The following is a 23,868-nucleotide window of genomic DNA, read 5'->3' on the forward strand; positions in this document are numbered from 1 at the left end:
CGGAAGGAACGAAAAATGGTACAACTGACACTTCCCAAGAACTCCCGCATGACTGTGGGCAAAACCTGGCCCAAGCCGGAGGGCGCAACCAATCTGCGCAAAGTGCAGGTCTATCGCTGGAACCCTGATGACGGCAAGAACCCGCAGCTGGATACATATTTCATCGATATGGATAACTGCGGCCCGATGGTGCTGGATGCGCTGATCAAGATCAAGAACGAGATTGATCCGACGCTGACATTCCGCCGTTCCTGCCGTGAGGGGATTTGCGGGTCCTGCGCGATGAACATCGACGGCATCAACACGCTGGCCTGTATCTACGGCATGGACGAGATCAAGGGCGACGTGAAGATTTACCCGCTGCCGCATATGCCGGTCATCAAGGACCTGATCCCTGACCTGACGCATTTCTATGCGCAGCACGCGAGCATCATGCCGTGGCTGGAGACGAAAACGAACCGCCCTGCAAAGGAATGGCGCCAGTCCATCGAGGACCGCAAGAAGCTGGACGGTCTTTATGAATGCGTGATGTGCGCATCCTGTTCGACCTCATGTCCCTCCTACTGGTGGAACGGTGACCGCTATCTGGGGCCAGCAGCGCTCTTGCACGCCTACCGCTGGATTATTGACAGCCGTGACGAGGCGACAGGCGAGCGGTTGGACCAGCTTGAAGACCCCTTCAAACTCTACCGCTGCCACACGATCATGAACTGTGCGAAAACATGCCCCAAGGGTCTTAACCCTGCCGCCGCGATTGCGCACATCAAAGGCATGATGGTCGAACGTACTGTCTAAACGAAAGCATGCAGGGGGGCTGTCTGCCCCCCGCTGACGCTCCCCCCGAGGATATTTTCAGGCCAGTAATACTGAAAAAGGGCCCGCCATGTGTCAGGCGGGCCCTTCCGGTCATTACCGGCCACGGTCATCGGCGTCCCCGCCTGTACCGTGGCTTCATCATTGCGTTTATTGGTTAATCATCCGTTATTATTGGCCCGAAAATATCCTGGGGGAGGCCCGCAGGGCCGGGGGCAAAGCCCCCATTGCTAGACGGCCTGTGCGAAAGCTGCGGCCAGGGCGATTTCGACCATATCTCCAAAAGACCTTTCACGATCCTCTGCGGGAAGCGCCTCATGGGTAATCAGGTGATCACTCACCGTCAGGACCGCCAAAGCGCGCCGTCCGTAGCGGGCTGCGAGGTTGTAGAGTTCTGCGGCCTCCATCTCCACGCCCAGAATACCATGCCGGATCATTTGTTCGTTCAGGTCGGGGCGTTCGTCATAGAACACATCCGATGAATAGATCCCGCCGACATGGGTTGGCACGCCCTTGGCTTTTGCCGCGTCATGAGCAGCCGAAAGCAACTGGTAGTCGGCGCAGGGAGCAAAATTGAGTTCCTTGAAGATCCCGCGAGACGGCGTCGAGAGTGTCGAGGCCGTCATCGCAAGGATCACATCGCGAATGCCGACATTCTTCTGCATCCCGCCGCATGAACCGATGCGGATCAAGGTCTGCACGTCGTAATCCTTGATCAATTCGTTCGCATAAATTGAAAGCGAGGGCATCCCCATGCCGGACCCCTGGATCGTCACCCAATGACCGTTCCATGTCCCCGTAAATCCGAGCATACCGCGCACTTCATTGATGCAGCGCGCATCTTTGAGGAACGTTTCCGCCGCCCACTTGGCGCGATAGGGATCGCCCGGCATCAGGACGGTCGGTGCAATATCGCCCTTTTCGGCGCCAATGTGGATGGTCATGTCAGCCTCCTGTCACTGTGCCGCCCAGTTTATGCCGGGTGCGGCACCGAGGGAAGCTAGATTTCCATGTTGTCAGGCGAGGTGCCCGCCTTGATTGCCGCCTTGAACCACTGCGGCTGGCGTCCTTTGCCAGTCCAGGTTTGTGTGGGATCAGAGGGGTTCTTGTATTTCGCAGGTGATGCAGTTTTGGGGCCGGACTTGGGTTTGGGCCCTCTCTTTGCAGGTGCGGCGCCAGTGATCTCTGCAAGCGAAAACCCATGGGCTGCCGCTGCTTTTTCCGCGGCAGCGCGCGCGGCTTTCTTTTCGTTTTCCGTCACCCTTTCCAGAGCTTTCTCGACATTGCTCTTGAGCTTTTCGAGTTCTTTGCGGGTCATTGATTTCAGATCAGGATTCATTTGCGTTTCTCCAATTCGCTTCAGTGCGAATACCACAGGATTATTCACACAGTATCTCGAAATCGCAAAAGACTATCCAAAAGCGTATATGTTTGGCTCTATTCTGCCGCTACGGATCGCGGATCAACGAGGGTGACAATGTCATTCATGATTTTGTTCAATTCAAAATCTTTTGGCGTATAGACCCGTGCCACACCCATTGCGCGCAATTCAGTTGCGTCATCTTCCGGAATAATGCCACCGGCAATGACCGGGATATGGGATATGCCTGCCGTTTGCAGACGTGTCATGACATCGCGGACCAAAGGAATATGGGAACCCGAAAGAATAGAAAGTCCGATCACATGAACTTCGCCATTCTGTGCCGCTGTCACAATTTCTTCGGGCGTAAGACGAATACCTTCGTAATCAATCTCCATGCCGCAATCACGCGCGCGCGCGGCAATCTGTTCAGCGCCGTTGGAATGTCCGTCCAGCCCCGGTTTGCCGACAAGGAATTTCAGACGACGGCCGAGCGCTGCGCTGACCAGATCGACCTGTTCGCGCAAATCCTCGAGGCCTTCGGTCCGGTTGGAGGGGTTGCTGCTGACGCCGGTGGGCGCGCGGTATTGGCCAAACACGCTGCGGATCACGTCGGCCCATTCGCCCGTCGTGACACCTGCCCGTGCACAGGCGATGGAAGGGGGCATGATGTTGCTGCCATCCTTGGCGGCGGCCCGCAGTGCGGCCAGCGCCTCTTTCACGGCGGCATTGTCACGGTCGGCTTTCCATTGCCCGAGGCGGCGGAGTTGATCGGCCTCGGCTTCTGGGTCCGACACCATAATCGCATCTTCGCCTGCGGTCAGGGGCGAGGGTTCACCAGCCTGCCATTTATTGACGCCGACAACTGTTGTTTCGCCTTTTTCAATTCCGGCAATACGCGCTGCATTACTTTCGACGAGACGCGATTTCATATAGCCAATTGCGCCAACCGCACCGCCCATTTCGTCAATTTGGGCCAATTCGGCACGCGCGCCATCTTTCAGTTCTTTTACTTTGCGATCAATTGCGGGATTTCCGTCAAAGAGATCGTCGAATTCCAGAAGATCGGTTTCATAAGCGAGGATTTGTTGCATCCGCAGCGACCATTGCTGGTCCCAAGGGCGGGGCAGGCCCAATGCCTCGTTCCATGCGGGTAATTGCACGGCGCGGGCGCGGGCGTTTTTCGACAAGGTCACGGCCAGCGTTTCCAAAAGAATGCGGTAGACGTTATTTTCGGGCTGCTGTTCGGTCAGGCCAAGTGAATTGACCTGTACGCCATAGCGGAAACGGCGGTATTTGGCATCTTCGACACCATAGCGGGTCGCGCATATTTCATCCCATAATTCGACAAAGGCGCGCATTTTACAAAGCTCGGTCACAAAACGGATGCCGGCATTCACGAAAAAGGAAATGCGCCCGACCATTGCGGGGAAATGCGCGGCCGGCACTTTGCCTTTGAGATCATCCAGCACGGCGGTGGCTGTGGCCAGCGCGAAGGCAAGCTCTTCTTCCGGTGTCGCGCCGGCCTCTTGCAGATGGTAAGAACACACGTTCATCGGGTTCCATTTCGGCAGGTGTTCGCGTGTGTAGGCGGCCACGTCTGTGATCATACGCAGCGATGGTTCCGGCGGGCAGATGTATGTGCCGCGTGACAGGTATTCCTTGATGATGTCGTTTTGCACGGTGCCTTGCAGGGCGCTGATGTCGGCACCCTGTTCTTCCGCTACGGCGATGTAGAGCGACAAGAGCCAGGGCGCTGTCGCGTTGATCGTCATCGAGGTGTTCATCTGGTCCAGCGGAATATCGTTGAACAGCGCGCGCATGTCGCCAAGGTGGCTGACGGGCACGCCGACTTTGCCCACTTCGCCATTGGCGAGGATATGATCGCTGTCATAGCCGGTTTGGGTGGGCAGATCGAAAGCGACAGAGAGACCAGTCTGACCTTTGGCAAGATTGCCGCGATAGAGCGCGTTCGAGGCAGAGGCGGTCGAATGACCTGCATATGTGCGAAACAGCCAAGGGCGGTCTTTCTGCGGTTGCGACATTTACGGCACTCCTGAATCAATCCGCGCAATTAAATTACGCTATGAGGGTGTTTATCGGACATTTTATGGCGCTGTCAATTCGCTGCGTTGCGGCATGACGGGATTTACGCGGACGCCGTTCCCTGTCACGTTCTGCGCATGACGCAAACGATCTCACTGCCCATTTGGGCCTTTGTTCTTATTGTCCTGTTCGCGGCGGTGACTTTTGCGTCGCATTTTCTGTTTCCCTCTGTGCGCTGGTTTTTTCGTAAACGTGCCGAACGGGTGATTGGCAAGCTGAACCAACGCCTGCAGCGCCCGATTGAGCCGTTCAAGCTGGCGCGGCGGTACGATATGATCCAGCGTTTGATTTACGATCCCGAGGTGACGCAGGCAATCGTGGATCATGCCACTAAAGAAAAGATCCCCGAGAACGTCGCCTTTGAAAAGGCTCGCCGCTATGCACGCGAGATCGTACCAGGGTTTTCGGCGACGGCGTATTTTGGTGTGGGGATCAGGCTGGCACGATGGCTTTCAAAGTCGCTTTACCGGATCAAGCTGGGCACGTTTGATCGCAAGCGGCTGGAAAAAATTGATCCTGATGCGACCGTGATCTTTGTAATCAATCACCGCAGCAATATGGATTACGTGTTGGTCACCTATCTTGCCGCAAATGCAGGTGCCCTGTCTTACGCCGTGGGCGAATGGGCGCGGGTGTGGCCGCTGTCTTCGGTGATCCGCATGATGGGGGCGTATTTTATCCGGCGCAAATCCCGTGGTGCGCTCTATCGCAAGGTTCTGGCACGTTATGTGCAAATGGCCACGCGCGGCGGTGTGAGCCAGGCGGTATTTCCAGAAGGCGGGCTGAGCCTGAACGGATTATTGGCCCCGCCGCGGATGGGATTGCTGAATTATATTGTCGAGGATTTTGACCCCAAGGCCCGCGAAGTGATCTTTGTGCCGGTTGCGGTGAATTATGACCGTGTGCTGGAAGACACGATCCTGATTGCCGCCGACAAATCCGGCACGCGCAGGTTCAAGCCGTCGCTGATTTCGATTTTGGGGCGCGTTCTGCGCCATATCGGTTTGCGTGTCACAGGGCGTTTCAGAGGCTTCGGGGTGGCATCCGTCAGTTTTGGCGAGCCGCTGGAGCTTTCAAAATATCATGGTGATGCGGGCAGTGATCTGACAGAACAGCTTGCCCAGGAGTTGATGAAGCGGATTGCCGATGTGACACCGGTTGTCGGTGTCCCTTTGGTGGCGCGGCATATCCTGTTGGCAGAACCGGTGAGTGTTCCGGATCTTGAGGCCTCTGTGGCCCGGGCGATCACGCATTTGAAGGAACGCAAGCTGCCGTGCCCCAAGCGTGATGCGCAGGAGGTCGTGCGCGACGCGCTCAGCCGGTTGCGGGGGCGTGGTTTGCTTGTCGAGAGCAATGGCGCGATTTCGCCCACTGAGAAGGGGCGGGACGTTCTGACCTTCTACGCCAATTCGATTGCGCATCATTTTGATGCAGTTGCAGCAAATTCAGACGAAGTTTCTGCGGTTGCAGAGTAATTAAATTACAAAAATGATCTAAATAGGGTTGCAAAGTTACTCAGTCATCTCGTATTCAATGAAAAACGCGCTTGATTCTGCGGCGCGGCAACATTGGAAGCTGACTGATGGAGACTGCGATGGCCCTCGACCAAACTACTTATACGGCACCCGAGAAAGACCTGTATGAAGTCGGCGAGATGCCACCTTTGGGCTATGTGCCTGCAAAGATGCATGCGTGGGTGATCCGCCGCGAGCGTCATGGCGAGCCCGAGAAAGCATTCCAGCTCGAGGTCGTGGATGTGCCAAAGCTGGACAGCCACGAGGTTCTGGTTCTCGTGATGGCCGCGGGTGTCAACTATAATGGTGTCTGGGCCGGTCTTGGTGTTCCCGTCAGCCCGTTTGATATCCATAAGCAGGAGTACCAGATTGTGGGTTCTGACGCCGCAGGGATCGTTTGGGCGGTAGGAGATAAGGTCAAGCGCTGGAAGGTCGGCGACGAGGTTGTGATCCATTGCAATCAGGATGATGGCGATGATGAGGAATGCAACGGCGGCGATCCGATGTATTCGCCAAGTCAGCGCATCTGGGGTTATGAGACCGCAGGCGGGTCTTTTGCGCAGTTCACCTGCGTGCAATCGCAGCAGTTGATGCATCGTCCGCAGCATCTGACATGGGAAGAGAGCGCGTGTTATACGCTGACGCTCGCGACTGCATACCGGATGTTGTTCGGCCACGAGCCGCATGACCTTAAGCCCGGCCAGAACGTGCTGGTCTGGGGTGCGTCTGGTGGTCTGGGGTCTTATGCGATCCAGTTGATCAATACGGCGGGTGCGAATGCGATTGGCGTGATCAGTGACGAAAGCAAGCGCGAGTTTGTGATGTCACTGGGGGCGAAGGGTGTCATCAACCGGAACGATTTCAACTGCTGGGGCCAATTGCCCACCGTGAATACGCCTGAATACAACACGTGGCTGCAAGAGGCCCGCAAGTTCGGCAAGGCAATCTGGGACATCACCGGCAAAGGCGTGAACGTTGATATGGTGTTCGAACATCCCGGCGAGGCGACATTCCCCGTATCGTCCCTGGTTTGCAAGAAGGGTGGCATGGTCGTGATTTGCGCGGGTACCACCGGATTCAACTGTACCTTCGACGTGCGCTATATGTGGATGCACCAGAAGCGTCTGCAGGGCAGCCACTTTGCCCATCTCAAGCAGGCGAGTGCGGCCAACAAGCTGATGCTGGAGCAGCGGCTTGATCCGTGCATGTCGGAGTGTTTTGGATGGGAGGCGATCCCGCAGGCCCATACCAAGATGCGCCGCAACGAGCACAAACCGGGCAATATGGCCGTGCTTGTTCAGGCGCCGAAAATGGGTTTACGCACCTTTGAGGATACGTTGGAAGCATCGCGGATGCGCTAGGCCCACGTTTTATTCCTAAGAAAGGCGTCGCCGGAAACGGCGGCGCATTTGGCGTTTGCGTCGGGAAAGACTGACTGACCAAGAATATTAATTATTCCTTAATACTTTGTAGGGACGGTGCATCATGGGACGCGATTGGATCATTGATGTGCTGGCCGATCTGCGCAGTTTTGCGCGCGACAATGATTTGCCAATGCTTCGGGCGCAACTGGAAGAGGCCGAACTTGTCGCACAGGTTGAAATTGCATCGCGCGCGCTGCCGGATGCGCGCCACCAGGGTGGGGACCACGATGGGATGCTGGAGTTAACCGTGAAATCCGGACCTGTGCGCAGGACTTAGCCCTTTGTCGTGGCGAATGCGCTAGCGGCGCATTGACTGTCCAGATACAGTCGCCCCCATGAACGCTCCCACCATCACATTCTCTGACGATCAGGCCCAAGCCTGGGACAATATCGCCGTCGCATTGCGCCAATCTGGCGTTGATCTGGACGACCACCTGCTGCAACCGCCACAGTCCGACAGCACGTCCGTACTGGCGGTGATTGGTAAGGCAGGGTCGGGTAAGACGATGCTGCTGGCCAAGCTCTATCATGCGTTGGAAGAGGCCGGTGTCGATGTCATTTCCGGCGATTGGGAAGGACGCAAGCGCAAGGACCGGCGCACACTCGCTATTCTGGCACCCACCAACAAAGCGGCCAGCGTGTTGCGCAATCGTGGCGTCCCTGCGACCACGATCCACCGCATTCTTTATACGCCGGTCTATGACCCGGAATACGAAAAGGTGGCCGAATGGCTGGCGGGCCAAGGTGACAGGCCCGAGATCGAGGGGCTGAGTGATATTGCGCTTGACCGCGCATTTGCGTCTTATCAGATCAACAAGTCCGTGCCTGCCGCACTTGCTGCCGCGGGGCTACGCGGGAGCGATTTCATCACCGGATGGAAGCGGCGCGAAGAGCCTTTGGACATCGGCTTTGTCGATGAAAGTTCGATGTTGGACGAAAAGCAGTTCGAGGATTTGAAAGAGATTTTCCCCACACTTTTGTTGTTCGGTGATCCGGCGCAATTGCCGCCGGTACAATCCTCTGGCGGGATGGTGTTCGAAACGCTGCCAGCGCCCCGCGTGCTGACCCTGAACCGGATACACCGGCAGGATGCGGGCAACCCGATCCTTGATCTGGCCCATGCTTTGGCTGACCCGCAGCTTGATTTTTATAGCTTTGAGCGGATGGTTGAAGACGCGTCGAAGGTGGACGAACGTGTCGTCATGGCCCAGCGTGTCGAGGCCGATCTGATGGCGCGCTCGCCCTGTCTGGTGTGGCGCAACGCGACCCGTATCCGTTTGATCCATGCATTCCGCGCAGCCTTTGCCGCACCCGCGGATGAGTTGTTGGCGGGGGAGCCGTTGATTTGTGATGGTATCGAATTGCCGCTGAAGCACCGCAAAAAGCGCCTCGATCTTGAGGCGCGCGGCCTGATCAAAGGCGCGCAGGTCATTTACCTTGGACCGGGCCGCAAGCCGGGGTTTTCGCGCCTGCATGTGATGGGTGCCGAGGACCCGCAGGTCAGTGCGGCGAGTATCGTGAAGATTGAACAAGAGGGTGATGAAGAGCCCTTTATCCCTTTTGCGGCCCGCATGGGTGCCACGTTCTTGCACGGGGCCGCGGTGACGATCCACAAGGCGCAAGGTTCGCAATGGGACACGGTGCAGGTCTTTGCGCCCGATATTTATGCCGCTTCGCGCATGGGGCGTGTTGAGGCGGGACAGCCGCTTTGGAAGCGCCTTGCCTATGTGGCGATCACGCGCGCAGAGACCCAGCTGCGTTGGGTCGTGCGCAACCGTCTGGCACGTCCGCAAGGCGTATTGAGGGTCGATGATCTGGAGGTGCCGGCGGCACCGCTTGAACTGAGGAGTGAAGAGATATGAAATCCATCATCGTCACAGGGGCCAGCAGCGGTATTGGCCGCGTCACGGCAGAGTATTTTCTGGCCAATGGCTGGCGTGTTGGTTTGATTGCGCGGCGCGCGGACAAGCTTGAAGAAATGGCGCAGGAGAATGCCGTTCTTTTGCCCTGTGATGTGACGGATGAAACGGCTGTTGATGCCGCCTTTGCGCGTTTTGGGCATATCGATGTGCTGTTTAACAACGCGGGCATGTTTGGGCCGCAGACGACGATTGATAAAATCGCGCTGGACGACTGGAAACAGGTGCTGGATGTGAACCTGACGGGGATGTTCCTGTGCGCGCGTGCCGCCTTTTGCCAGATGCGCCAGCAAAAGCCCCAGGGTGGGCGGATCATCAACAACGGGTCCATCTCGGCCTACACACCGCGTGAGGGGTCTGTGTGTTATACAACGACAAAGCACGGTGTCAGCGGGCTGACCAAGACGCTGTCGCTGGATGGGCGGCCCTTTGATATTGCCTGCGGGCAGATTGATATCGGCAATGCGCGCACCGATCTGGTGCTGAACCTTGAAAAAACGCGCGCCGCGCAGGGTTTGGATCCGCTGCCAAGCATGGCGGTTGAGGATGTGGCGCGGTCGGTCTTTCACATGGCAACATTGCCGCCCGAGGCGAATGTGCAGTCCATGATGGTGATGGCGACAAAGATGCCGCATATCGGGCGCGGTTAACGGCGGAATGCGCTGAATGCGGCGGATGCACCCCAGCCTGCTGCGATAGCGATCGACAGTGACATCAACCCGTAAAGGAACGGGTTTTCATGCGCGAGGTTATAGAGCCAGCGTTCCAGCCCAACCTTCTTGACGGGAATGGATGTGGTGTAAAGATCAATGATCCGCTTGTCCCGTGTCAGGTAAATCTCGGCGACATAGTCACCTTCGGTCAGGTTTGCAGGCAATGGGATCAGCGCGCGGAACAGCGCCTCTTCTGCAACCGAGACGCCCTCGGGGATGGTCTGGTACAGTCCTTGTGACGCGCGGATGCGGATCAGTGCATCTGTAAAGTTCTGTGCACTTTCAGCCGTTGCACCGACTGAACGGATGGCCCGCTGCATGCTGATCCGTGTGTTCAGATCTTCGGTTGACGTCAGGATTTCGTCCAACGGCCGGTTTGTTGCAACAGCATAGAATGTGGGTGCGACTTCGATCTCTACGGCTTCCGTATTCACCCAGATTCCGAGGCGGCGATCTTTCTTGCGGACAGTGACCGGTTCGTCAGGGCCTGCAATCGTGACAATCACACCCAGATCGCCCGGAACCTCGACCGGACCATCACGCTTGATGGCGCCAAAGATCAGGATTTCGGAGCCTTCGAATGTCGCGGTGATCGCGACCTCGTCCTGGCTCAATCCCAGCACGATCTCTTCGGCTTTCGCAGGAACAGCAAGCAAGAGCAGTAGCACAACAAGGCGGATCATGAGTGCCCCCCCGCGCCCAGAGAGAAGAGCTCGGCCGGCATGACAAGAAGATCGAACGCCAGCTTGCCGCACACGGCGAGAACCATGATGGCCAGCCAGATACGCAGCTGCTCGGCCTTCATTTTCACACCGATCCGTGTGCCAATTTGCGCACCGATCACGCCGCCCACGAGCAGAAGTACCGCGAGGACGACATCAACGGTGAAGTTCGTTGTTGCATGCAGCATCGTCGTGAAAGCGGTGACAAAGATGATCTGGAACAGGGACGTGCCCACAACGACTTTGGTGGGCATGCCCAGCAGATAGATCATGGCAGGCACCATGATAAAGCCACCGCCGACACCCATGATGGCCGCCAGAACACCGACAAGAATTCCGACCATCAGCGGTGGTATAACCGAGATATACAGGCCGGAGACGCGGAACTTCATTTTGAAGGGCAGGTTGTGAACCCAGTTGTGCTTGCGCCGCTTGGGCGCAGCGCCGCCGGGCTTGGACGATCTGCGGATTGCATTGAGGCTCTCGATGAACATCATCGTGCCGATCATGCCGAGGAAGACCACATAGCAAAGCTGCACCAGCAGTTCGACCTGACCCAGAGCTTTGAGGTAGTTGAACAGGATAATGCCAAGGCCCGAACCGATCAGACCGCCGATCAGCAACACCGTACCCATCCTGAGGTCCACCGTCTTTCGCTTCAGGTGTGCAAGGACACCCGAGAACGAAGAGGCGACGATCTGGTTTGCTTCTGTTGCAACCGCAACCGCCGGAGGAATGCCGATGAAGAACAGCAACGGCGTCATCAGAAAGCCGCCGCCCACACCAAACATGCCTGACAAAACGCCCACGATTCCGCCAAGTCCCAACAAAAGGAAGATGTTCACCGAAACCTCGGCGATGGGGAGGTAAATTTGCATGAGCTGTTCCGGACGCTTGAGCCGTTGTGAGCACCAAAAACCTATCAGGCGTTTATGTCAAACGATGTGAGCCGTTTTGATATGCAAACGCAGCAATTCTGCCACGTGGACTTATGAATGCGCCCGTTTTGGACTTAGGGCAGCGACCGCAGGTAGCCGCGCAGGACCTTTTCCAACTTGGCCGCGCCGATTGGTGCCATGGCTTTGGTGTGTTCGTGGCTGATCGCCTCGTCGCTCATCCCTGCGGCCATATTGGTGATGGTCGAGATTGCAGCAGCTTTCAGGCCAAGGAACCGCGCAAGGATGACTTCGGGGACGGTGGACATGCCAACCGCATCGGCCCCCAGCATCTTGATCGCGCGGATTTCGGCGGGTGTCTCGAACGAGGGCCCCGAATACCAGGCGTAAACTCCGTCAGCCATCGCAACGTCGGCGGCTTTGGCGGCGGCGTGCAACGCTGTGCGGATTGCGGGATCGTAGGCGTCCTTCATCGGCACAAAGCGCGCGTCCGTCGGCTCGCCGATCAGCGGGTTCAGGCCGGAGAAATTGATGTGGTCGGACAGGCACATGATGGAACCTGTGGGCATATCGACCTGCATCGACCCTGCCGCATTGGTCGCGATCATCGTATCGGCACCCAATTCCCGCAGAACCTCCAAAGGCAGGCGCATCGCGTCACCGCGCCCGCTTTCATAGTAGTGCGCACGTCCGCCGAACACGGCAACACGCACGCCTTCAAGGGTGCCGATCACAAGGTTGGGGTTATGTCCTGACACACCGGCATGGGGAAAGCCGGGCAAGTCGGTGTAGGGGATGGCGGTGCCGTCCACTTCGTTCGCAATATGCCCGAGGCCGGAGCCAAGGATCAGGCCAATACGCACGGGCGCATCACCTGCCGCCGCTTTGATCTGGGTGGCGAGGTCTTTAGCGTTCTTTGACATAAGGCGCGCCCCCTGCACGTGGCGGGATCGCCTTGCCGACAAAACCGGCCAGAATGACGACCGTCAGGATATAGGGTAGTACGTCAAGGAACTGGCCGTTCACCTGGAAGCCGACCACACCTGCCACAACATCCGAGCGGAGAGACATCGCTTGCAGGAAGCCGAAGAGCAGGCAGGCGTAAAGCGCATACCAGGGACGCCATTTGGCAAAAATCAGTGCGGCCAGCGCGATGTAGCCGCGCCCCGCGCTCATGTCTTTGACAAAGCCCGCTTGCAGGGCTGTCGCAAGGTAGGCGCCCGCGATGCCACAGAGGACACCACAGATGCCCACAGCAGCGAAACGCAGCCAGATTACCGACACGCCGGCGGTATCAACGGCGGCAGGGTTTTCGCCCACGGCACGCAGGCGCAGACCAAAGCGGGTCTGGAACAGGATCCACCATGTCAGCGGCACCATCAGCAGGGCGACATAGACAAGGATCGTGTGTCCGGAAATCAGTTCGTAGTAGATCGGCCCAATCACGGGCACGTTCTGAAGCGCCTCGGCAAAGGGCAGTTCAATCGGGTTGAACCGCGCATCCCCCGATAGTTGCGGGGTCCGCCCGCCTTGGGCGAACCAGCTTTGCGCAATGACGACTGTCAGTCCCGCCGCCAGAAAGTTGATCGCGACACCCGAGATGAGTTGGTTCCCGCGAAAGGTAATCGAGGCAAGCCCGTGCACCGCCGACAGGATCATCGACGCGCCAATGCCTGCCAAAAGCCCCAGCCATACATTGCCCGTCACAGCGGCAATGGCGGCCGACAGGAAAGCTGCTGCCAGCATTTTGCCCTCAAGCCCGATATCGAAAATACCGGCCCGCTCGGAAAAGAGGCCTGCAAGACAGGCCAGAAGAAGCGGGGTTGCCAGACGCAACGTGGCGTCCAGCATCTGCAAAAGGGTCGCAAAATCCATTTAGGCAGCTTTCTCCATCAGGAAGGGGAAGAGGTCAAAGAAGCGGTCTGCGACCTCCGGATTGCGGCGCAGGGCGGCTTCGGCCTCTGCTTGGGTAATATCGACGGCCTGCGTTTTGTCTTTGCGCAGGAAGAACTGCAAGCCCAGCATCGCATCGAACCGGTCATCGGTGATGAACGGATCATGCGGCACACGGGGCATCACGTTTTCTGCGGGCATCAACACACTTGTCGGGCGTTGCAGCGACAAAAGCGCCACCAGATGCGGCGGCACGTCTGCTGCGGGGGTCTGATCAATCACGTGGTGAACCCACTGGTGGAGCTCTTCCATCGAAATCATGCCAAGTGCCAAACAACTGAGCACAAAGCCCAGGTCCGCACCGGTGTCGTCATCGACACCGACTTTGAATTGTCCTGTCATGTTTTTGCTCTCCTCATTGCCAGGAATAGCCGCTCGAGCGGCATGCGCACCATATTATCCAGTGCACCCGTGAAGAGGATTACCAAGGCCTGTATTACGATAATCAGCTCACGGGGGATCGACGTCCATAGGGCGAGTTCTGCGCCGCCTTGATATAGAAAGCCGAAAAGAAGGGCCGCCAGCAGTACCCCGAAAGGATGGCTGCGCCCCATCAGTGCGACGGCGATGCCGATAAAGCCCGCCCCCTCCACTGCGTTCAGGACCAGCCGTTCGGCCTCGCCCTGGACGTTGTTGATGGCCATCATACCGGCGAGACCGCCGGAGATAAGCATGGTGACCATGATAATTTTGGTCGGGCTGATGCCCGCGTATTTTGCCGCTGACTCCGAATGCCCGAAGGACCGCAGTTCATAGCCAAGCCGCGTTTTCCAGATCAGGATCCAGAGGAACAGACAGGCCGCAATGGCGACAAAGAAGGTGACGTTGGCCGGAGCGCCGCGGAAGAATGTCGTTTCGCCGAAGTTGAACATGTCCTGAAACGAGGGAAGGTGCGTTGCTTCGGGGAATCGCGGCGTCGCTGGTTCCATCCCGGGTGCTTTGAGCGCGCCGATCAGAAAGTAGTTCAGCACCGCAGCCGCGATAAAATTGAACATGATCGTGGTGATCACGATGTGGCTGCCGCGCTTGGCCTGCAGGAATGCGGGGATCGCGGCCCATGCCGCACCAAAGAGCGCAGCGCCAATCGCAGAGCCCAAAAGCGCCAGCGTCCAATGCGGCCACGGAATGAACAGGCAGATGACAGCGACACCCAGACCCCCGATGAGGGCCTGACCTTCACCGCCGATGTTGAACAACCGCGCATGGAACGCGATGGCAACAGCAAGACCGGTGAAGATAAAGTTGGTGGCGTAGTAAAGCGTGTAACCCCAGCCATAGGTGGAGCCCAAAGCGCCACTGACCATCAGCTTGAGTGCGGCCCACGGATTTTCACCAATGGCGAGGATCACCAAGGCAGACAGGATCGCCGCAAGCAGAATCGAGATCAGCGGGATCAGGACGACGTCGGCCCACTTTGGCATCACATCCATTCCTCAGACCTCCTTGGCCGTGCCGCTGCCAGCGGTCGCCAATTGCGCCTCGACAGCCTCATGGAGTGGCCCACGCGGTTCGGTGGTCATCCCGGCCATCAAAAGCCCGAGTTCTTTTTCGTCTGTGTCCTGAGGCATCCGCTCGCCCATTATTTTTCCGTCAAACATAACCGCAATCCGGTCAGAGAGGGACAAAATTTCTTCTAACTCCACGGAAACCAACAAAATTGCTTTGCCCTGATCCCTAAGTGCAACAATCTGCTGGTGGATAAATTCGATCGCCCCAATGTCCACACCGCGTGTCGGTTGCCCAATCAACAAAAGGTCGGGGTTGCGTTCAATCTCGCGCGCGAGCACGATTTTCTGTTGGTTGCCGCCAGAAAAGCTCTTGGCAGGCAGGCTTGGATCGGGCGGACGGACATCGAAACGCGCCATCTTTTCTTCGGTGTCTTTACGGATGGCTGCATTGTCCATCAGAAATCTGTTCTTCTGATAGCGCGCATCATGATGATAGCCAAAGGCGGTGTTTTCCCACGCCTGAAAGTCCATGATCAGCCCTTCGCGCTGGCGGTCCTCGGGGACGTGGCTGATGCCGCGCGCGCGCCTGCTCTGGCCGTTGGATTTCGTACCTGTCAGGTCGATTTCCTCGCCGTTCATCTTGATGCTGCCGGTGGCCTTCTCATAGCCGCCCAGTACTTCCAGCAATTCGGACTGCCCGTTGCCGGCAACACCTGCAATCCCGAGTATTTCACCGGCATGCACATCAAAGCTGACGCCCTTGAGACGGTGAACGCCCTTGCTGTCGGTGACGTTAAGGTCTTTGACCTCAAGGATTTTGCGCCCGATCTGTGCCGGTGCCTTGTCCACGCGCAACAGCACCTTGCGGCCGACCATCAGTTCAGCCAGTTGCGGCGGGCTAGTTTCTGCTGTTTTGACGGTGGCGGTCATTTCACCGCGCCGCATCACGCTGACAGTATCGGTGATTTCCATGATTTCGCGCAGTTTATGCGTGATCAGGATGATCGTTTTACCCTCGCGCTTGAGGTTCTCAAGGATACGGAACAAATGGTCCGCCTCGGCGGGTGTCAGCACACCTGTGGGTTCGTCCAGAATCAGGATATCTGCTTTGCGGTACAGCGCTTTGAGGATTTCCACGCGCTGTTGCATGCCGACGCCGACCTCTTCGATCAGGGCGTCCGGATCGACGTTCAGTTCGTATTCTTCCGCAAGGCTTTTGAGTTCGCGCCGTGCGCGCGCCAATGACGGGCGCAACAGGCCGCTGTCCTCGGCCCCCAGAACCACGTTTTCCAGAACGGTGAAGTTTTCCACCAGCTTGAAATGCTGGAACACCATCCCGATGCCTGCGGCGATCGCGGCCTGACTGTCAGGGATAGATGTTTTTTTGCCAGCGATGAAAATCTCGCCTTTGTCGGCTTTGTAAAAGCCGTACAGGATCGACATCAGCGTTGATTTACCTGCGCCGTTTTCACCGATGATCCCGTGGATCGTCCCGGGCATCACGCGGATTGAGATGTCTTTGTTAGCCTGAACCGGACCAAATGCTTTGGAAATACCTTTGAGTTCAATGGCTGGGGCTGCATCGCTCATGCTGGTGCTCCTGTTCCGACAAATCCGACCATGCGGGCAATCAGGCCGTCAGGCCCGTGTTCGACAAAGTACTGACCCATTTGTTCCATGCCGTTTGGCATTTTGAAAGCAATAGTCGCACGGCTGACACCTTCACGTGTCTCGACAGCAGTGACTTCGGCAACAGCGCCGGGGGCAGAGGCGGAAAACATGGCGATATAGTCCGTTACATCAGCGGGGCCTGTCAGCGGGACCTCGGTGCGGGGGTCGGCATAGGTCGCATCGGTTGCGAATGATGCGTGGATGGCGGTTTGTCGGGCGACGGTATCTGACATCCCCCATGCTTCAAAGAAGGTGGTGATCGCCTTTGTCATGGGACTGTCCTTATCAGCAAGAAGGGCCACGCTTTGTGCAAGCGTGGCCCCGAGTTTTAGGCCTTCCGTCGCGACTTAGAAGCTCAGTGCGGGGCAGGTTTCGTCAGCTGTGTAGTCGTGGACAACCAGCTCGCCAGCAGCGATGGATGCGGCGGCTGCGTCAACAGCGGCTTGCATGTCTGCGGTGACCAGTTCTGCGTTGAATTCGTCGAGCGCATAGCCCACGCCTTCGTTCGCGATGCCCATGACGTTAAAGCCGGTTTCGAGGTCTGTGCCTTGTGTAAAGGCCTCGTAGACCGCGTTATCGACGCGCTTGAGCATGGATGTCAGAACCTCGCCGGGGTGCAGGTAGTTCTGGTTTGCGTCAACGCCGATGGACAGGATGTCTTCGTCAGCAGCTGTTTGCAGAACGCCAACGCCGGTGCCGCCAGCGGCAGCGAATACAACGTCAGAACCTTGGCTGATCTGTGCCAGTGTCAGCTCGGAGCCTTTTACCGGATCGTTCCAAGCGGCAGGCGTTGTACCTGTCATGTTGGCGATGACTGTGATGTCGGGGTTTACCGCCATCGCGCCTTGTGCGTAACCACAAGCGAATTTGCGGATCAGCGGGATGTCCATACCGCCCACAAAGGAGACTGTGCCGCTTTCGGAGGCCATCGCGGCCATCATGCCGACAAGGTAGGAGCCTTCGTGCTCGTTGAACACAACAGAGCGGACGTTTGGCGCGTCAACGACCATGTCGATGATCGCGAACTTGGTGTCAGGATAGTCGGCTGCGACTTCGGCCAGTGGTGTGGCCCATGAGAAGCCTGCCATAACGATCGGGTTTGCACCGGATTCAGCGAAACGGCGGATGGCCTGTTCACGCTGCGCGTCGGACTGGATTTCGACCTCGGCGTAAGAGCCGCCTGTTTCGGTCGCCCAACGCTCGGCCCCGTTATAGGCGCTTTCGTTGAAGGATTTGTCGAACTTGCCACCAAGATCGAACAGGATGGCAGGATCTGCAGCGGCAGTACCGGCTGTCAAAGCCAGTGCGGCAGATGCGCCAAGAAATTTTTGCATAAGTGTCATTATAGTCTCCCAGGTCGTTACGCGAGGTGTTTTGCGGGCCTGATGCCCCCCTCAGTGAAGTCTGAGCCGATCTGATGCCGGTCATCGTAAGATAAGGCCTTGCCTTGCGGGGAAGATCAACCGCTTTTTATGAGATATTATGCGGCGAAAGGTCAAAAACGGCGTTATCCACAGGCTGACGCAAAGTCAGGTTCCTGTCAGTGACTTGCGCATCACCAAGGCGGCAAGTGGTGCCCCATCTTTAGGCAAATAATATCCGGGCCGCCGCCCGATTTGGCGATAGCCGGACGCTGTATAAAGCGCGATTGCGGCCTCGTTGTCTTCGGCGACTTCAAGAAAGATTCTTGCGGCGCCTTCGGTTTGCGCCCGTCTCTCACCTGCCGTCAACGTGGCGCGTGCAAGGCCCTGACGCCGCATGTCCGGGGCGGTGGCGATGGTCAAAAGCTCTGCTTCGTCCAGCACGGTGCGGATCAGCGCGAAACTGCGCGCGTCGCCCACCGCAAAGGTGCCGGGGTGTCTGAGAAGGCCCGCAAATTCATCGGCCGACCATGCGCGGGTCGCGCTGAAAGCGGCGGCATGCAGGCGGGCCAGCTCTTGTGGCGTCATGGCAGCAAGACGGGAGCGGGATCGCGCGGCGGGGCGGCGTCGGCGCTGCGGATATATAGGGGGGCGGGGCGCGGAAGGTCTGTCGCGAGGCGGGAAGCGGCGATTTCGGCAACGGCGCGGATCAGCACCTCTGCGCTTTTTTGTGCACCTGCGGGCTCTGCGCTCTGACCAGGATCGCTTGTCGTGCCATCGGCGCGGAACGCTTGGGTGTAGGACTGGTCACGCGGGGCGGGAATGGTTGCCGTGAACGGGAGCGTTTCGCCATGGGCGCGTGCGTCAAACCCGTTTACGCCAATCGCCGGTTTGCCAAGCCCAAGCGCCAAGCCGCGTGCGGCAGAAAGAGCAATCCGTATGCCGGTGAAATTGCCGGGGCCAACGCCGACTCCAATCCCGTCAAGATCGCGCCATGTCAGCCCCTCGGACGCCAGCATCTCTTCGAGCATCGGCATCAGATGTTCGGCCTGTCCTTTGGCCATTTCGTCAACGCGTGTGACGATCCGGTCGCCCAACAGTAAAGCGGCGGCGCAATGCGCCGCCGATGTATCGAATGCTAAGACAATTGGCTTAGGCTGCAACTGGCCGGACCTCGACCACCTCGGGGATGTAGTGGCGCAGCAGGTTCTCGATGCCCATTTTCAGGGTCAGCGTGGATGACGGGCAACCGGCGCACGCGCCTTGCATGTGCAGGTACACGATACCACGCTCAAATCCGTGGAAGGTGATGTCGCCACCGTCCTGTGCCACCGCAGGGCGCACGCGGGTATCGAGCAGTTCTTTGATCTGCCCGACAATCTCGGCGTCTTCACCGCTGTGTTCGGCGTGGCCGCTCACCGGTTTATGGTCGTCGGCCATCACGGATTGACCGGATTGATAGTGCTCCATGATCGCGCCAAGAATACCCGGTTTGATATGGTCCCACTCGACATCGTCGGCCTTTGTGACCGTCACGAAATCAAGGCCAAAGAACACGCCTGACACACCACCAGCGGCAAAGATGCGCTTGGCGAGCGGTGAGTTTTCAGCCGCCTCGACGCTTGGAAAGTCGGCTGTTCCGACCTCAAGCACATTCTGGCCGGGCAGAAACTTGAGCGTTGCGGGGTTTGGTGTCGATTCAGTCTGGATGAACATGTGGCCAACCTTTTTTGTCAGGCTTTAGATATGCGGCCGCGTGGCGCCGATGTCAAGGTTTGGAACGATTCTAAATCGGCCGCACGAGGCTATGTGATCGCCTCGAGCCGTTCTTTGGAAAGATCACCCGGCACAATCGTGATCGGCACGGGCAGGCTACCGGATTGCTTGCTGAGTTGTGACACCAGGGGGCCGGGGCCTTTACTGTCAATGCCTGCGCCCAGAACCAGAACGCCGATTTCGGGGTCTTCGTTCACATGGGCGATGATTTCGCTGATTGGCTCGCCTTCGCGGATCACCAGTTCGGGATCAACGTTTTGCTTGTCACGCATCCATTTCGCAAAGACTTCAAAGTGGACTTCGATTCTTTCGCGGGCTTCGGCGCGCATGATCTCGCCCACGCCGATCCAGTGGTTGAACTCGTCAGGGGGGATGATGGAGAGAACGGCCACGCCTCCACCAGTATGGGACGCGCGCATCGCGGCAAAACGCATAGCGTTCAGGCACTCGCGGCTGTCATCCAAAACGACCAGAAACTTACGCATTTTGCTCTCCCTCTTGGGCCAAGTGTGGCGCATCCTTCACGTGCTGGCAACGACAGATTGCTTTCCCCAGCTACGCAGTACTTGCTGCCCAGTCCCAATACATATCACGGACCTGGCGCGTCACAGGTCCAACCTGATACTGCGTGTCCTCGAAGGCGGTGACCGGTGTCATCTTGGACATGTTGCCCGAAAGAAAGACCTCGTCCGCCCCGTGGAAATCATCGAAGGTCAGCACGGTTTCATGCACTTTGACGCCTTCCGCACGCAGGTTCGAGATATGCCGTGCGCGCGTGATGCCGGACAGGAAAGTGCCGTTGGGGATGGGGGTGAAAACCTCGCCATCCTTGACCATAAAGACGTTTGCGGTGGCTGTTTCGGCCACATTGCCCATCGCATCGGCGACAAGCGCGTTCGAAAAGCCGCGCGCACGGACCTCGGCCAGCATGCGGGCGTTGTTGGGGTAAAGGCAGCCTGCCTTGGCGTTGACCACCGCGTCGTCGATCACAGGACGACGGAATTTGGTCAGGCCCAGTGTTGTCGTGGCGGTGGCCGATGCAAAGGGGATTTCTTCGAGACAAATGGCAAATCCGGTTTCCTCGGCGCTGGGAACAATCGCTGTCGCGTCACCGTGGATTGCCCAATACATCGGCCGGATATAGACGGCGGCGCCTGTGTCGTACTTCGCCAGACCCTCTTTGGTGATCGCGATCATGTCTTCGGTGCTGACGGTCGGCGTGATCATCAGCGCTTCGGCCGAGCGGTTTACGCGGGCGCAGTGCAGATCAAGATCAGGCATCAGCCCGTTCACAAAGCGCGCGCCATCAAAGACCGTGGTTCCCAGCCACGCGCCATGGTCAGCCGCGCGCATGATAGGCGTGTCACCTTCGTGCCATGTGCCTTCGAAATAGGTGCGGATGTTTTTGCCGGTAGCCATGGTGCCTTCTCCCTTTTGGGCCACCCTAGGCCTGTGAAATGGGAGGGTAAAGTGGGGATGCGTCCGATGCCGGGGTACACCGGACGCATGAGCCGACCAAGGTGATCACGGGACGAGAGACACCAGTGCGGACAGTTGCGCGATTCTTCAACGCCCCTTCATGTTGGGACCTGCGGGATTCAATTTTGTGACGTTTACTCGGTCAGCGCCAATAGGGCGGGCAGGTCAACACGGCTGTTGGTCATGGCAAGCGTGCCATCCGCATCGCGGGGCCAGACAGCGATGGGGCGGTCATAGTAAAGTTCGACGCCGTTCTGGTCAGGGTCACGCAAATAGATCGCCTTGCTTACCCCGTGATCGCCCGCGCCATCCAGCGGGATGCCTGCATCGAGTACGCGCTTGACGACTTGGGCCAGCGACTTTCTGTCAGGATACAGAAAGGCTGTGTGGTATAGTCCCGTGTGTCCTGGGGGCGGCGGACATGCACCAAGGCTTTCCCATGTGTTCAGGCCAATGTGATGGTGATAATCGCCAGCGGCAAGAAATGCCGCCTGATCGCCATAGCGTTGGGTTAACCCGAAACCCAAAACGCCCGAGTAAAAGGCGATCGAGCGTTCTAGGTCCGAGACCCGCAGGTGAACGTGCCCGACGCGGGCTGTGGAAGGTGCAGACATGGTGTGCCTCTCGATTATGCGTAACGCCAAGATACAGCATGTCATATTTGCACAAAATACGTATTTATTAATATGAGATGTGCAATATTGCACGCTTCCGGTCCGCTGTACCTTCTGATCCCCGTCACAGAGATGCGACCAAATGAAAATTCGGAGAAGCATCAGCCTCCACACCCCGCTTTGGGTGACATCCTATGACTGGCTGGATTGTACTCAGGTTGTCAGACGCAGCTGTCGCCAAGAGCTTGAAGTCCGGAAGAATGGACTAGGTATCGAACTATAAAACCGAGAACGCGTTCATGATGATAGCCCGACAAAATATCCACCGGCTCAAGTTGAGTTCACTGTGCTTCCTCACAGCCTTTTTTGTCTTATGGAGCAGCCAGACCACTGCACTTGATAGAGAAACACCGTTCGACTCGATCGATGGTGGGACACTGACCCTCGCGCAATGGGAAGGGCAACCCGTTCTTGTGGTCAATACAGCCTCGATGTGTGCGTTCACAGAGCAGTATCGCGAATTGCAGGCGCTTTATGACCGCTACCGCGATCGAGGATTGGTCGTGCTTGCGGTCCCCTCTGACGATTTCAACCAGGAGCTTGCAAGCAACGCTGAGGTCAAAGAGTTTTGTGAACTCATCTATGGCATTGATATGCCCATGACCGTGATCACCGGAGTGAAGGGGCGCAATGCCCATCCGTTTTATCAGTCACTCCGTCAAGAGGTTGGATTTACGCCAAGATGGAATTTCAACAAGGTATTGCTGGATCGGCAGGGTCAGGTTGTCGATACCTTTGCCTCCCGCGTAAATCCGCTATCGGATCAGATCACACGGCAAATCGACAGCTTGCTGTCTGACGCAACTGTCACGCAATAGCCTGCTTTCAATACGTGGCGCGGATAGGACCAATCCGTCAGCATCAGGTCTGCCTTTCAAAGGTCCTGCAATATCAGGCCCGACCAGAGAAAGCGGAGGCGTGTGTCGCGGCGACCTGTTGAAACAAGACCGCACAGCTACCGCGCTCCGTTTTGCTTCAGCTGCGCAGCAGCCCCACGATATCGTAGCAATCGCGCAGGATCGGGTTGGCGATGGCCCGTGCTTTTTCCGCGCCTTCGCCAAGGATACGGTCGATCTCTGCCGGATCAGCCATGAAGCGTGCCATTTCGTCTGAGATTGGTGCGAGTTTCGCGACCGCCAGATCGGCCAGCGCAGGTTTGAACGTGCCCCAGCCCGCACCCGGGTATTCTGCGATGACAGCCTCTGGGGTCATGTCATTCAGGGCCGCGTAAATCTCGACCAGATTGCGCGCTTCGGGGCGGTCTTTGAGCCCCTCGACGGTTTCGGGCAGCGGTTCAGGATCGGTCTTTGCCTTCTTGAACTTCTTGGCGATCTTGTCGGCATCATCGGTCATGTTGATGCGTTCCATGTCGCTTTCGCCCGACTTTGACATTTTCTTGGTCCCGTCACGCAGGTTCATAATGCGCATGGCGGGGCCTTCGATGACCGGTTCGGTCAGCGGGAAGAAATCGGTTTTGAAGTCATGGTTGAACTTCGCGGCGATGTCGCGGGTCAGCTCGACGTGCTGTTTCTGGTCCTCGCCCACGGGCACATGGGTGGCGTGGTAGAGCAGAATATCGGCGGCCATGAGCGCAGGGTAGGCGTAGAGGCCCAGCGAGACTTTCTCGGCGTTGCTGCCTGCCTTGTCCTTGAACTGTGTCATGCGGTTCATCCAGCCGACACGGGCAACACAGTTGAAAATCCACCCAAGCTCGGCGTGGGCCGCGACCTGGCTTTGGTTGAACAGAATGGACTGGCTGGGGTCGAGCCCTGCGGCAAGGTAACCTGCGGCCACTTCGCGGGTCATATTGGCGAGCTCTTTGGGGTCCTGCCAGACGGTGATCGCGTGCATATCGACGACGCAATAGATGGTCTCCATCTGCCCCTGCATGCCCACAAAGCGTTTGATCGCGCCCAGATAGTTGCCAAGCGTCAGCCCGCCTGAGGGTTTGATCCCCGAGAAGACGCGCGGTGTGAATGATGTTTGGCTCATGGTGCAATGTCCGGTCTGGATTTCGGGGCAAGGGTCGCATACCCATG

At 57.7% G+C, this 23,868-nt stretch carries 26 protein-coding genes; 7 read left to right on the forward strand and 19 right to left on the reverse strand.

Annotated elements, in window-relative coordinates:
* Positions 1–15 precede the first annotated feature (15 nt).
* Positions 16–795 (forward strand): succinate dehydrogenase iron-sulfur subunit, encoded by a 780-nt coding sequence (locus C7964_RS10865; RefSeq protein WP_110279692.1) that lies wholly within the window; start codon positions 16–18, stop codon positions 793–795.
* A 248-nt stretch (positions 796–1,043) separates the two neighbouring features.
* Here the strand turns inward: C7964_RS10865 and deoD are convergent, their stop codons facing one another.
* From deoD to C7964_RS10880, 3 genes are all read right to left on the reverse strand, one after another.
* Complete coding sequence (gene deoD / locus C7964_RS10870; protein ID WP_110279693.1) at positions 1,044–1,757, reverse strand: purine-nucleoside phosphorylase; 714 nt, start codon at positions 1,755–1,757, stop codon at positions 1,044–1,046.
* Between the two features lie 56 nt (positions 1,758–1,813).
* On the reverse strand, positions 1,814–2,152 hold the full coding sequence (locus tag C7964_RS10875; RefSeq protein ID WP_110279694.1) for an H-NS histone family protein: 339 nt from the start codon (positions 2,150–2,152) through the stop codon (positions 1,814–1,816).
* A 98-nt stretch (positions 2,153–2,250) separates the two neighbouring features.
* Positions 2,251–4,218 (reverse strand): ethylmalonyl-CoA mutase, encoded by a 1,968-nt coding sequence (locus C7964_RS10880; RefSeq protein ID WP_110279695.1) that lies wholly within the window; start codon positions 4,216–4,218, stop codon positions 2,251–2,253.
* Between the two features lie 138 nt (positions 4,219–4,356).
* On the opposite strand from C7964_RS10880, the gene C7964_RS10885 reads away from it, so the two are divergent.
* The 5 genes from C7964_RS10885 to C7964_RS10905 all read left to right on the forward strand — a co-directional run bounded on the left by C7964_RS10885 (position 4,357) and on the right by C7964_RS10905 (position 9,786).
* Entirely contained in the window at positions 4,357–5,754 is a 1,398-nt protein-coding gene (locus tag C7964_RS10885) for a 1-acyl-sn-glycerol-3-phosphate acyltransferase (protein ID WP_110279696.1), read from the forward strand.
* A 119-nt stretch (positions 5,755–5,873) separates the two neighbouring features.
* Positions 5,874–7,154, forward strand: coding sequence for a crotonyl-CoA carboxylase/reductase (ccrA, locus tag C7964_RS10890; protein WP_181417158.1), 1,281 nt, complete (start codon positions 5,874–5,876; stop codon positions 7,152–7,154).
* A gap of 124 nt (positions 7,155–7,278) precedes the next feature.
* Complete coding sequence (locus C7964_RS10895) at positions 7,279–7,494, forward strand: hypothetical protein (protein ID WP_110279698.1); 216 nt, start codon at positions 7,279–7,281, stop codon at positions 7,492–7,494.
* A 58-nt stretch (positions 7,495–7,552) separates the two neighbouring features.
* Positions 7,553–9,079, forward strand: a complete 1,527-nt coding sequence (locus tag C7964_RS10900) for an ATP-dependent DNA helicase (protein ID WP_110279699.1) — start codon at positions 7,553–7,555, stop codon at positions 9,077–9,079.
* The gene (locus tag C7964_RS10905) at positions 9,076–9,786 is read left to right on the forward strand and encodes an SDR family oxidoreductase (RefSeq protein ID WP_110279700.1); all 711 of its coding nucleotides are present in this window, start codon (positions 9,076–9,078) and stop codon (positions 9,784–9,786) included. The genes C7964_RS10900 and C7964_RS10905 overlap by 4 nt, the downstream gene beginning before the upstream one ends.
* On the opposite strand, the gene C7964_RS10910 is transcribed toward C7964_RS10905, so the two are convergent.
* The 15 genes from C7964_RS10910 to C7964_RS10980 all read right to left on the reverse strand — a co-directional run bounded on the left by C7964_RS10910 (position 9,783) and on the right by C7964_RS10980 (position 21,769).
* Positions 9,783–10,532 carry a TIGR02186 family protein gene (locus C7964_RS10910; RefSeq protein WP_110279701.1) on the reverse strand — a complete coding sequence of 250 codons (750 nt, stop codon included), beginning with the start codon at positions 10,530–10,532 and terminating at the stop codon, positions 9,783–9,785. The two genes, C7964_RS10905 and C7964_RS10910, sit on opposite strands and share 4 nt — an antisense overlap.
* Positions 10,529–11,449, reverse strand: a complete 921-nt coding sequence (locus C7964_RS10915; RefSeq protein WP_110279702.1) for a sulfite exporter TauE/SafE family protein — start codon at positions 11,447–11,449, stop codon at positions 10,529–10,531. Before C7964_RS10915 ends, C7964_RS10910 begins: the two co-directional genes overlap by 4 nt.
* A 134-nt stretch (positions 11,450–11,583) precedes the next feature.
* Positions 11,584–12,390 carry a purine-nucleoside phosphorylase gene (locus C7964_RS10920; RefSeq protein ID WP_110279703.1) on the reverse strand — a complete coding sequence of 269 codons (807 nt, stop codon included), beginning with the start codon at positions 12,388–12,390 and terminating at the stop codon, positions 11,584–11,586.
* Positions 12,374–13,342 (reverse strand): ABC transporter permease, encoded by a 969-nt coding sequence (locus C7964_RS10925; RefSeq protein ID WP_110279704.1) that lies wholly within the window; start codon positions 13,340–13,342, stop codon positions 12,374–12,376. Before C7964_RS10925 ends, C7964_RS10920 begins: the two co-directional genes overlap by 17 nt.
* Entirely contained in the window at positions 13,343–13,762 is a 420-nt protein-coding gene (locus C7964_RS10930; protein ID WP_110279705.1) for a hypothetical protein, read from the reverse strand.
* Entirely contained in the window at positions 13,759–14,850 is a 1,092-nt protein-coding gene (locus tag C7964_RS10935; protein WP_110279706.1) for an ABC transporter permease, read from the reverse strand. The genes C7964_RS10930 and C7964_RS10935 overlap by 4 nt, the downstream gene beginning before the upstream one ends.
* A 3-nt stretch (positions 14,851–14,853) precedes the next feature.
* Positions 14,854–16,458, reverse strand: a complete 1,605-nt coding sequence (locus C7964_RS10940) for an ABC transporter ATP-binding protein (protein WP_110279707.1) — start codon at positions 16,456–16,458, stop codon at positions 14,854–14,856.
* Positions 16,455–16,811, reverse strand: a complete 357-nt coding sequence (locus tag C7964_RS10945; RefSeq protein WP_110279708.1) for a molecular chaperone GroEL — start codon at positions 16,809–16,811, stop codon at positions 16,455–16,457. Before C7964_RS10945 ends, C7964_RS10940 begins: the two co-directional genes overlap by 4 nt.
* A 75-nt stretch (positions 16,812–16,886) precedes the next feature.
* Positions 16,887–17,882, reverse strand: a complete 996-nt coding sequence (locus C7964_RS10950) for a BMP family lipoprotein (protein ID WP_110279709.1) — start codon at positions 17,880–17,882, stop codon at positions 16,887–16,889.
* Positions 17,883–18,068: 186 nt separating this feature from the next.
* Entirely contained in the window at positions 18,069–18,488 is a 420-nt protein-coding gene (locus C7964_RS10955) for a GNAT family N-acetyltransferase (RefSeq protein ID WP_110279710.1), read from the reverse strand.
* The gene (tsaB, locus tag C7964_RS10960) at positions 18,485–19,063 is read right to left on the reverse strand and encodes a tRNA (adenosine(37)-N6)-threonylcarbamoyltransferase complex dimerization subunit type 1 TsaB (RefSeq protein WP_110279711.1); all 579 of its coding nucleotides are present in this window, start codon (positions 19,061–19,063) and stop codon (positions 18,485–18,487) included. Before tsaB ends, C7964_RS10955 begins: the two co-directional genes overlap by 4 nt.
* On the reverse strand, positions 19,053–19,616 hold the full coding sequence (locus C7964_RS10965; RefSeq protein ID WP_110279712.1) for a NifU family protein: 564 nt from the start codon (positions 19,614–19,616) through the stop codon (positions 19,053–19,055). The genes tsaB and C7964_RS10965 overlap by 11 nt, the downstream gene beginning before the upstream one ends.
* Before the next feature lie 89 nt (positions 19,617–19,705).
* Entirely contained in the window at positions 19,706–20,161 is a 456-nt protein-coding gene (locus tag C7964_RS10970; protein ID WP_110279713.1) for a universal stress protein, read from the reverse strand.
* 70 nt (positions 20,162–20,231) lie between these two features.
* Positions 20,232–21,095, reverse strand: coding sequence for a branched-chain amino acid aminotransferase (locus C7964_RS10975; RefSeq protein WP_110279714.1), 864 nt, complete (start codon positions 21,093–21,095; stop codon positions 20,232–20,234).
* Between the two features lie 194 nt (positions 21,096–21,289).
* A complete protein-coding gene (locus C7964_RS10980) occupies positions 21,290–21,769 on the reverse strand; it encodes a VOC family protein (protein ID WP_110279715.1) in 480 nt (159 codons plus the stop codon).
* A gap of 299 nt (positions 21,770–22,068) precedes the next feature.
* Between C7964_RS10980 and C7964_RS10985 the strand changes: the two genes are divergently transcribed.
* Positions 22,069–22,647, forward strand: a complete 579-nt coding sequence (locus C7964_RS10985) for a glutathione peroxidase (protein ID WP_286163901.1) — start codon at positions 22,069–22,071, stop codon at positions 22,645–22,647.
* 157 nt (positions 22,648–22,804) lie between these two features.
* On the opposite strand, the gene trpS is transcribed toward C7964_RS10985, so the two are convergent.
* The gene (gene trpS, locus C7964_RS10990) at positions 22,805–23,821 is read right to left on the reverse strand and encodes a tryptophan--tRNA ligase (protein WP_110279716.1); all 1,017 of its coding nucleotides are present in this window, start codon (positions 23,819–23,821) and stop codon (positions 22,805–22,807) included.
* Between the last annotated feature and the right edge of the window lie 47 nt (positions 23,822–23,868).

The organism is Loktanella sp. PT4BL (genome assembly GCF_003201935.1).
Taxonomy (GTDB): Bacteria; Pseudomonadota; Alphaproteobacteria; order Rhodobacterales; family Rhodobacteraceae; genus Yoonia.